Here is a 9,720-nt window from a genome sequence, read left to right on the forward strand (position 1 = left end):
GGGCACGGCCGTGACGGGGATGCTCGGCGCCGTAGACGAACTGGCAATAGGAATAGGGTTCGCCCTCACGGGTTTCGATCCGGTCGTTCTGGCCCCACGGCAGCATCGAATCGTAGAAGCGCATGGCGCGGTCGCCCTGACCCAGCCGCGCCGCGGCAATCACCGCCCACGGATTGGGATGGGAGAAGATGGCGCCGTTCTCCTTGATGCCTTTGTAGACGCGGCCCATGAAGCCGATTTCGTCATTCGGTTTGGAGAACGAGGGCTGCAGCAGATGCAGGCCCCAGGGCGTGTACAGATGCTCGTCGATGGCGTCGAGAGCGCTTTCGGCGCGATCCCTCCGCGCGGCGCCCGAGATGATCGCCCAGGTATTGCTCTCGAGGAAAATCTTCGCTTCCTCGCTGGCGCGGGTACCGATCTTGAGGCCTGAGGCAGTGGTGCCGCGGGCGTACCATTCGCCATCCCACAACTCGCGTTCGCAGGCGTCGCGCACATCTTCCGCCAGCGCCACATAGCGTTCGGCATCCTTGTTGCGGCCAAGGAACTTTGCTGCTTCGACGAAATTTTGCAGCGCCCAAAAATGCAGGAAACTGACCAGGCCGCTTTCCCCGCCGCCGAGATTGAGGCAGTCGTTCCAGTCGGCGCGAAGGCCCTTGCAGATGCCGGAGAGACCCACCTGCCGGGCGGAGAAATCGAGCCCCGCTTTCATGTGCTGCCACACCGTGCCGACACCTTCGTCGGCGAACGGCACCAGCTCGTCGAACAGGGCGGTGTCGCCCGTTTCCTTGACGTATTCGCAGATCGACGGGATCAGCCACAAATGATCGTCGGAACAGGCGTGGTCGAGGCCATGGATATAGCTTGATTTCGCCGGTGCGTGGGCGATGGTCGGGCTTTTGAATTCGAGCTTTTTCTGCGGCTGGAACCAGGCCGGATCGAACAGGTGCAGGCCATAGCCGTCACGCACCTGGCCATGCAGCAGTTCCGCGATGCGTTGGCGTACCTTGGCGGGGTTTGTATGCGGCACCGCCATGATGTCCTGACCGGTATCGCGATAGCCGAGGCCGGTGCGCCCGCCGACTTCGATGAAGCTGGCAAACCGGCTCCAGTGGACGCAGGTTTCCGCCTGATACAGCGTCCAGATATTGGCCATGGTGTCGAGGCCTTCGTGCGGCGTCTTGGCTTCGAACACCGCGCACTTCTCGTCCCAATAGCGCTTCAAATCGGCGAACGCGGCATCGACGGCGGCAAAATCGCTGTACTTCGCCTTCTTCGCAATTCCGGCCTCGCGGTTGCCGTAGCCGGTGACGAACACGACGCGCCGGGTCTCGCCAGGCGCGAGCGTGATCGTCTTCGCAAGACTGGCACAATGATTGCCGGTCAGTTCCTGGCTGCCGCGCAAGGTTCCGCTTGCAACGCCAATCGGATCGCGCTCGCTGCGATAATCGCCGATGAAGGCTTCGCGGACGCTGTCGTAACCGTCTGGCGCGAATGAAGACGCATGATAGTGGTACGTCCACGGTTCGTAATAGAAGTCGTACTCGATCACGCCCTCGGCATAGCTGGAACCCGCGGCGTAGAGCGACATCTGCAGGTTCTGGTTGTCGATCTCGATATGGTGGAAACTCCATTCGAGATAGCTGAACACTGCAATTTCGCGCGACGTATCGCCGGTGTTGGTGATTCGCAAATCCCAGATTTCGACATCGTCCTCGCGGGTGATGAAGATAAGCTGCTCGGCGCGGATGCCTTTGTAGTCGGCGCTGTAGCGCGAATACGACAGGCCGTGGCGGCATTCGTATTTGGCCTGATCGAGCGGCTTGCCGACCGGCTGCCAGGAGACGCTCCAGAAGTCGCCGTCCGCCGCGTCGCGCAGGTAAATCCAATGTCCCGGCCAGTCCATCGGCACGCCGTTGGGACGGAATTTGGTGATGCGCCCATGCTCGGCATCGCGGAAAAAGCTGTAACCGCCGGCATTCTGGCTCAGCACGGCGCACATCTCGTTGACGCCGATATAGTTGGTCCACGACACCGGCACGTCGACGCGGTCGATCACATACTCGCGGTTGTTATTGTCGAAATATCCGTAACGCATAGTCCACTCACGCTGAGGCGAATTGTTTGAGCCAGGCGATCAAGTCGGCCGCCTTTTCCGGGGTGTCCGCTTCCGCCGCCAGTCGCAGCACCGGCTCGGTGCCGGAGAAACGCAGCTGGGCCCAGTTGTCGTTCTCGAGATAGAGCTTGGTGCCGTCGACATGACTGATGTGGTCCACGGCATAGCCGGCAACCGCCTTGCACGGGTCATTGCGCAGGCGGCGCGGGATGGCGATCTTCATCTCGGGAGTCGCCGGGAAATTCTCTTCGGCGCCGTAAAGCCGGCCGGTGATCTCCCACACTTTTTCCTGCAGCTCGCCGATTTTCATCTTGGTGCGCGCCACCATTTCGACCACGATGCCGGAAGCGAAGATGCCGTCCTTGCCGAGGATGTGGCCGCGAATGGTGAGTCCGCCGGAGGATTCGCCGCCAAGCAGCGCGTTGTCCGCCACCATGCCGGCGGCGATATGCTTGAAGCCGACCGGCGTCTCGGTGCTTTTCTCGCCGAAGGCCTTGGCCAGCCGGTCGAGCAGATGGGTGGTGGAGAGGTTGCGCACGACGCCGCCCTTTTCGCCGCGGACCTCGTGCAGATACCAGTAGAGCAGCACCAGCACGTCGTTGAATGAGATGTAGCGGCCCTTGTCGTCGAGCAGCGCGATGCGGTCGGCATCGCCGTCCATCGCCAGCCCGAGGTCATAGCGGTTCTGCTGCATCATGTTGATAAGATCGCGCATGGCGTCGGGATCGGGCGCCGGGCTGCGGCCGCCGAACAGCGGATTGTGGCGATTGTGAATGAAGTGGCAGCGGCAGCGCGCCTCGGTGAGAAGGGTTTCAAGTGTCAGCTGCCCGACGCCGTACATCGGGTCGACGGCAAGCTTCAGTCCGGCCTTGCGGATCGCATCCATGTCGATCAGGGCTTCCACCGCATCGATGTATTCGTTGGTGAAGTCTTTCACTTCGACGATACCGGCTTCAATCGCGAGATCGAGCTCGAGCTTGATGACGTCGGCGGTGGTCAGGGCGTTGGTTTCCGCGGCGATCGCCCGGGTCTCGTCGTCGAGCAGCAGCGAGCCGTCGCCGTGGAAGACCTTGAGGCCGTTCCATTCCGGCGGATTGTGGCTGGCGGTAAAGGCAAGCCCGAAGCCTGAGCCCAGCATCGCGGTGGCATAATTGATCAGCGGCGTCGGCGCGTCCTCGTTGACGAGGATGGTCGGAATGTTGTTGCCGGCAAAGACCTCGCAGCTCGCGTCCGCCGCCTGGCGCGACAGGAAGCGGCGGTCGTAGCCGACGATCACGCCCTTCTTTTCGAGCCCCTTGCGGGTGATCTCATTGGCAAGCGCCTGTGACAGCCGGCGCACATTGTGCATGGTGAAGCCTTCACCGATGATGGCGCGCCAGCCACCGGTGCCGAAAGCGACTTCATTCTCTTCCTCCTGGCGGCGCGGCCGGAACAGGCGTTTTTGCAGGATGAAGCCGGCGGCTTCGAGATCGTCGGGATCGTTGATGCCGCGCACTTCATCGCCGTCGTAGAGCTGATAGCTGTCGACCTTGAGGCCGGTGTGCAGAAGCTGTTTGACCGAATCGGTCAGCCGCACTTCGCCGCCTTTGGCCGCCACCCGCTTCAACACGTCCAGGATGGTGGTGGCGCGCACGATATAGGCGCCGACATTGAGTTCGCGAATGGCCTTGGTGGCGTCGTCCGCTTCGGTCTGTTCGACAATGTCGAGGATTTTGCCGCTGTCATCGCGGCGCACGCGGCCATAGGGAAGGTCCTGCGGTACGTTGGCGGTGAGCAGCGTCAGCGACACGCCCTTGAGCCGATGCCGGTTCAACAGCCCGCGCAAGCTGGCCGGCCGCAGCAGCGGCGTGTCGCCATAGAGGATCAGCAGGTCGCCATCGAAGCCGGCCAACGCATCAGCCGCCTGCAGCACGGCGTGGCCGGTGCCGAGCGGCGTGTCCTGGATGACGAGCGCCGGCTCCCAGCCGACTTCCATTTGGACCGCTTTCAAAGACCCTGGTGCGGCGACCACGATGATGTCGCGCGGTGCCACCAGTCCCTTGAGGTTGCGGATCACATGGCCGAGCACTGTGGTATCGCCGAGCGGCTGCAATTCCAGCGCACCGCTACCACTGGCGAGAGGCTTCTGGCCGGCGGCGAGGATGAGAACTTTCAACGACATGTCAGTTTGCTCCGGAAGCACTGGGCTCGCTGTCCGTATTGCGGAAGGGCACCAGCCAGGACACGAGGAAGGAGGGGATGGTGGCGAGCAACACCCAGATGAAAAAGTGCTGGTAGCCGAGATGATCGCTGACGAAGCCGCTGACCGCCGACGGGAGCAGGAAGCCGAAATTCATCAGCGAAGTGGCGAAGGCGTAATGGGCTGTGCGATACGGACCGGGCGCGATTTGCTGCATCATGAACAGCTGCAGGCCGATGAAGCCGAAGCCGTAGCCGAGGTATTCCAGGCTGACGAGACCGGTGATCAGGGCCAGGTCGTGGGGCTGGGTGAGGGCAAGGACAAGGTAGACGACAAACGGGATGTTGAACCCGGCGCACAGTACCAGCAGCGATTTGCGCAGGCCCCGTCCCGCCGTGAAATAGCCGGCGATGAGCGATCCCAGGATGAAGGCGATCGACGGAAAAACGCCGTAGAGCAGGCCGACATCCTGGGTCGACAGTCCAAGCCCGCCATGGTCGCGGGTGGCGCGCAAGAACAGCGGCACGATCTTGATCGCTTGGCCTTCGGCAAACCGGTACAGCACCAGGAAGCTGATGCCCCAGAGAATGTACTTCTTCTGGAAGAAGGTGACGATGACGTCGATGAAGGTCTTGAAACTGCCGGTCTCGCTGATTGAGGTCGCTCGCCCGCCTTTCGGCAGGAAGAGCGCATGCCACAGCGACAGCGAGGCCAGAAAAAGGCCGAACCCGCCCATCGCAATGGTCCAGGCTGTCACCGGTCCGTAGTGCTTTTCGAGATACCCGGCGATCCAGACGAAGCCGCCCTGGGAGAGAATCTTGCCGACATTGTAGAAGGCGCCCTGCCAGCCGACGTACTCAGCCTGCTGCTTGGCCGGGAGCACCGTCACATAGATGCCGTCCGCCGCCGTGTCGTGCACCGACGAATTGATCGCGGCGAGAGCGAGGAAGATCAGCGTCCAGGTGAAATAGTCCGGAAGGTGCAGGCTGAGTGCGACCAGACCGAAACACAGCCCGCCGCCGAACTGCGCCGCCAGCACGAACGACTTCTTGGTGCGGAACATCTCAAGAAGCGGGCCCCAAATCGGCTTCAGGAACCACGGGACCGCCACTAGGCTGGTGAAGAAGGCGATCTCCGCATCCTTCAATCCCAGACTCTTGTACATGAGCACCGAAACCACGGTGACCATGTAATAGGGCAGGCCCTCCGCGGTATAGAGCGTCGGAACCCACAGGGCCGGATGGAAATGGCGACTGGTGTCTTTCGACTTCTCCGCTGGCGCAGCGGTGTCGTCAGTGGTCATCGGTGTCCTCGGAAGATGCGGGACTGGCACTGCGTTGCCGGTCGAGCAGGACGCGTGCTGTCAGTTCCAATTCCCGGGGTGAAATGACGAAAGCGTGGCCGCAGCGGGGCAATGTCTGATCCTTGACGAGATGCCAGAGCATGGCGCCATCGCGCGCGTTGACGGTGGAGGAAAGCGGGCCGTCCGCGAGGGTGCGTTCGACCGAATAGGGTTTGTTCACGGCATTGCCGAACTGGTCGGCTTTGATCCGCGCGCCGGGGCACACCGCCTTGCCATTGCTGGCCACCAGCCGCGCCGGGCCCCAGCCTTCGGGAGAAATCTCGAAGCCGATATTGAGGGTGATCGAACTCGGAACGAGCGTGCGATAAAGTGACCACGCCTTCACCGGGTCGAAGTCATCGACCCCAGCGTCGTAGCTCATCACATTGATCATCGCGAGCTTGGCGAACAGGCTCTGGTCGGCGAAGACAAGGCGTTCGCGCCCCGTGCGCCCGTCCCAGACGCCAAATTTGCCGCCGCACGGCACCGTGCCGGTGGCTTTGGAGCAATCGGCGCCGGTCGACCACGCCGCCAGCGACAGCATTTTTCCCGCGCTCGCGTTGGACAGCGCGCGAATGGCGCTGCGGTACTCGGCAATCTGTTTGGGGCCGGCGCCATCGGTCTCGTAGTCGACATCGATGCCGTCGAGCCCCATATCGGTGATGAACTGGGCGAGGTTCGCGGTGATCTTGCCGGGATGGCCGGATTCCGCCGCCAACGGTGCCCAATTCAGATACGTGGCGCCGCCGACCGCCAGCACGACGTTGGTGCCGCGCGCCTTGAGGGCGGCAATCTGGGCTTTGACGACATCAGGCGAGCTGGTGAATTGCAGGCCGGTGCCGGTCCAGTCTTTGCCGTTCCAGGCAAAGTCGGGTCGCGCAAACGCCAGGATCACATGCGTGTAGCCGGCCGGCGTGGCCGTCAGTTTTGCCGCCGTGGCGTCGAACCAGCTGGGATAATACCCGACCAGTGCCCGTCGCTCATCGGCGTGGGCCGCGGCAATGACAAGGGCGGCAGCACTGGCCCGCAACAGACGTCGACAGGCGTTCCGGCCGCTCACGGCACCCTGCCGGCGATGAAGGTCTGCATCACATCGAGCGTGTCGTTCAGCAGCACGAAGTCGGCGCGGGCGCCGGGCGCGATCACGCCGTGGTCCTTCTCGACGCCGAGGAAGGTCGCCGCATTGGTGCTGGCAAGGCGCGCCAGCGTCGGTAGATCGGCGCCGAGATAGCCGGCGACGTTCTTCACGATCGACCCCATGTCGGTGGCGCTGCCGGCGAGGGTGCCGTCAGGACCATAGCAACAGCCGTTTTCGGTGGTGATGGTGCGTCCCTGCAACACAAACGTCGGCTCGCCGCCGACCGGCGGCATGGCATCGGTGACCAGCATCAGTTTGTGCGCGCCGCGCGCGGCAAAGGCGATGCGCAGCGCTGCCGGATGAACGTGATGGCCGTCGCCGATCACACCGCACCAGCTGTCTTGATCGTCGAGCGCTGCGCCGACCACGCCGGGGGCGCGGTGATTGAGCGGCGACATCGCGTTATAAAGATGGGTGAAACCGCGCGCGCCAGCTTTCAGAGCCGCTTTCGTTTCGTCGTAGCTGGCGTCGGAATGGCCGATGCAAACGATCACGCCGGCTGCCGTCAGGCGGGCGACATCGTCCGGGGTTGTCACGTCGGGCGCCAGCGTGACCAGGGTCTTGCCGCGCTTCAGCGACGCCAACACCGAAATTGCTGCGGTGTCGAGTTTGGGAAAATCCTTGGGATTGTGGATGCCGCGGCGCTTTGGGCTGAGATAAGGCCCTTCGATATGGATGCCGAGGATGCCGGGAACGCCCTGGGCGATCGCCGCATCGACGGCGGCGATGGCTTGGGCAATGCCGTCGAGATCGGTCGATATCACCGTCGGCAGCAACGCCGTGGTGCCAAAACGGGCGTGCGCCGCCGCGATTGCGGCAAGCCCTTCCACCGTCGGCGAATCGTTGAACAGAACCCCGCCGCCGCCATTGACCTGCACATCGATGAAGCCGGGTACGAGGATGCCACCGCTCAGATCGATGCAGATCGCCTCAGGCGGAATCGCCTTGTCGACGACGAGGGCAACAATGCGGCCGTTCGCGCACAGCAGGGTGTTGCCCTCGACGAGACCGTCGGGTGTCAGAACGCGGCCACGGACAAACGCAGTAATCATCAAATCGTCTCGGTGACTTTGTTGAGCAACGGCGGACTGTCGGGATTGAAGCCGCGGGCCCGCGAAAGCTGTTCGGCCATGCGGTAGAAGCTTTGCAGCATCAGGATCGGCTGCAGCGCCGGATGAGCGTCCAGAATCGGCAGAACGGTGGCGCGCGGATCGTCGAAGCCGGCCAGAAGAATATCGGCGCCGCTTTGCGACAGCGCGCCCACGAGGTCGGTCACGCCGGTGCGGGTTTCGTCATTCTGGCTGAGGATGAAGGCGGGAAAGCCGTCGCGTGCCAGCGCCATCGGGCCGTGGCGCACTTCGGCGGCGCTGAAGGCTTCCGCATGCAGGCCACAGGTTTCCTTGAATTTGAGGGCCGCTTCCTGCGCCGCACCGAAGCCGACGCCGCGCCCGATGACGTAGAGATCACGCGCGCCCGCCAACCGCTCGACGGCTTTCGACCAGTCGAGACTCCACGCCTCCTGCATCAGCTCGGGCAATCCGGCAAGGGCACCCGCAAGCGCTGCATCGTCGGCCCAGGCCGCCACCAGCTGGGCAATCCCGGCGACCGTGGCGAGATAGGATTTCGTCGCGGCAACGCTTTTTTCCGGCCCGGCATGAAGAGCGATCGCAACATCGGCCTCGCTGGCCAGCGGCGAATCGGTGACGTTGACGAAAGCAACGGTGAAGGCACCGGCTTCTTTGGCAGCCTGCAGGGACGTCACGATGTCGGGGCTCTTGCCGCTTTGCGAGGTGGCGATCAGCACCGTGCCCTTCAGGTTGGCTTTGGCGCTGTAGACCGAACTGATCGAAGGAGCCGCCGATGAGGTGAGGATGCCGAGGCGCGTCTCGATCAGGTATTTGGCGAAGGTCGCCGCATTGTCGGAACTGCCGCGCGCCAGCGTCACCACGGCGTGGGGCGCCAGCGCCTTCAGCTTGGCGGCGACATCGGCGATCTGGGCGGCATTGGCATGGCGCTGGCGCCGGATCACCTCGGGGCTTTCTTGGGCCTCGCGGAACATCAGGGTGTTGGACTCGAGCACGAATTACTCCGAAGCGTTGAGTTCGGCGACGAAATCGTAGGTATCGCCGCAATAGTAGGATTGCGAAAATTCGATGATGCGCCCATCGTGGAGGAAGCCGCGGCGCTCGACCAGCAGGCCGGCATCGCCCTCCTTGCCGTGCAGCAGTTCGGTCTGCTGGGCGGTCAACAGGACGGCGCGCAAGCGCTGCAACGCCCGCTGCGGACGAAAGCCGGCCCGCTCGAGCGCGTCGTACAGCGAGGTCTGCACGGCATCGACCGACGGCAACACGAAGGTCGGCAAGGTGCAGTATTCCAGCGACATCGGAGTGTCGTCGGCATAGCGCAGGCGGTTGAAGCGATAGACCGGCGTGCCCGGTGCAAATCCCGTGGCCATTGCCTCTTCCGGCGAGACCATGCCCTGGCTTTTGCGCAGCCACACCGAGCGCGGGCTTTTGCCCCTTGACGTCATGTCTTCGGTGAAGCTCGACAGCTTGGAGAAGCTTTTCTCGACCCGGGAGGCGACGAACGTGCCGGAGCCCTGCCGTCGCGTCAGGAGCCCTTCCGACACCAGGCCGTCCAGAGCCTTGCGGATCGTGATGCGGGAGACGGCGAACTCCTCGGCCAGATCGCGTTCGGGCGGCAGGGCATCTTCGGGTGCCAGTAGTTTCATCTCGATGGCGCGCCGAAGCCCGCGCTGCAGCTGTTGGTACAGCGGCAGGCTGTGGTCTTCGTCGAGGTTGCCGATCATGGCCGAAAGAGAAGGCAACGCGACCTCCTTGAGTGGTCTCTAAAGGGCTGGAATCGTAAGCGCCCAGGCTAATACCAATGCAATACCATAAACCCCCTCCACCTCGTCAATCCAAAAAAACGGCAGACCACATGTGTCC

7 protein-coding genes are annotated in these 9,720 nt (G+C 63.1%); all 7 read right to left on the reverse strand.

Translation table 11 applies throughout. The features are described 5' to 3' along the window. A partial coding sequence (locus tag AC1P6P_RS20335) for a GH36-type glycosyl hydrolase domain-containing protein (protein ID WP_481404273.1) occupies nucleotides 1–2,095 on the reverse strand: 2,095 nt, incomplete at its 3' end. A 7-nt stretch (nucleotides 2,096–2,102) separates the two neighbouring features. Continuing rightward, nucleotides 2,103–4,274: an NTP transferase domain-containing protein gene (locus tag AC1P6P_RS20340; RefSeq protein ID WP_481404274.1), complete on the reverse strand. Its 2,172-nt coding sequence runs from the start codon at nucleotides 4,272–4,274 to the stop codon at nucleotides 2,103–2,105. A 1-nt stretch (nucleotide 4,275) separates the two neighbouring features. Next, on the reverse strand, nucleotides 4,276–5,595 hold the full coding sequence (locus tag AC1P6P_RS20345; RefSeq protein WP_481404275.1) for an MFS transporter: 1,320 nt from the start codon (nucleotides 5,593–5,595) through the stop codon (nucleotides 4,276–4,278). Then, entirely contained in the window at nucleotides 5,585–6,694 is a 1,110-nt protein-coding gene (locus tag AC1P6P_RS20350; RefSeq protein ID WP_481404276.1) for a glycoside hydrolase family 18 protein, read from the reverse strand. Before AC1P6P_RS20350 ends, AC1P6P_RS20345 begins: the two co-directional genes overlap by 11 nt. After that, on the reverse strand, nucleotides 6,691–7,824 hold the full coding sequence (gene nagA / locus AC1P6P_RS20355; RefSeq protein ID WP_481404277.1) for an N-acetylglucosamine-6-phosphate deacetylase: 1,134 nt from the start codon (nucleotides 7,822–7,824) through the stop codon (nucleotides 6,691–6,693). The genes AC1P6P_RS20350 and nagA overlap by 4 nt, the downstream gene beginning before the upstream one ends. Then, nucleotides 7,824–8,831, reverse strand: coding sequence for an SIS domain-containing protein (locus AC1P6P_RS20360; RefSeq protein ID WP_481404278.1), 1,008 nt, complete (start codon nucleotides 8,829–8,831; stop codon nucleotides 7,824–7,826). Before AC1P6P_RS20360 ends, nagA begins: the two co-directional genes overlap by 1 nt. A 24-nt stretch (nucleotides 8,832–8,855) precedes the next feature. Next, entirely contained in the window at nucleotides 8,856–9,581 is a 726-nt protein-coding gene (locus tag AC1P6P_RS20365) for a GntR family transcriptional regulator (protein ID WP_481404279.1), read from the reverse strand. Nucleotides 9,582–9,720: the final 139 nt, after the last annotated feature.

The organism is Rhizomicrobium sp., from assembly GCF_056722145.1.

Bases quoted from the DNA above. Each gene is read 5' to 3' on its own strand.
- nagA (WP_481404277.1), bottom strand. From the start codon at position 7,824: ATGATTACTGCGTTTGTCCGTGGCCGCGTTCTGACACCCGACGGTCTC.
- AC1P6P_RS20345 (WP_481404275.1), bottom strand. From the start codon at position 5,595: ATGACCACTGACGACACCGCTGCGCCAGCGGAGAAGTCGAAAGACACC.
- AC1P6P_RS20340 (WP_481404274.1), bottom strand. From the start codon at position 4,274: ATGTCGTTGAAAGTTCTCATCCTCGCCGCCGGCCAGAAGCCTCTCGCC.
- AC1P6P_RS20365 (WP_481404279.1), bottom strand. From the start codon at position 9,581: ATGATCGGCAACCTCGACGAAGACCACAGCCTGCCGCTGTACCAACAG.
- AC1P6P_RS20360 (WP_481404278.1), bottom strand. From the start codon at position 8,831: ATGTTCCGCGAGGCCCAAGAAAGCCCCGAGGTGATCCGGCGCCAGCGC.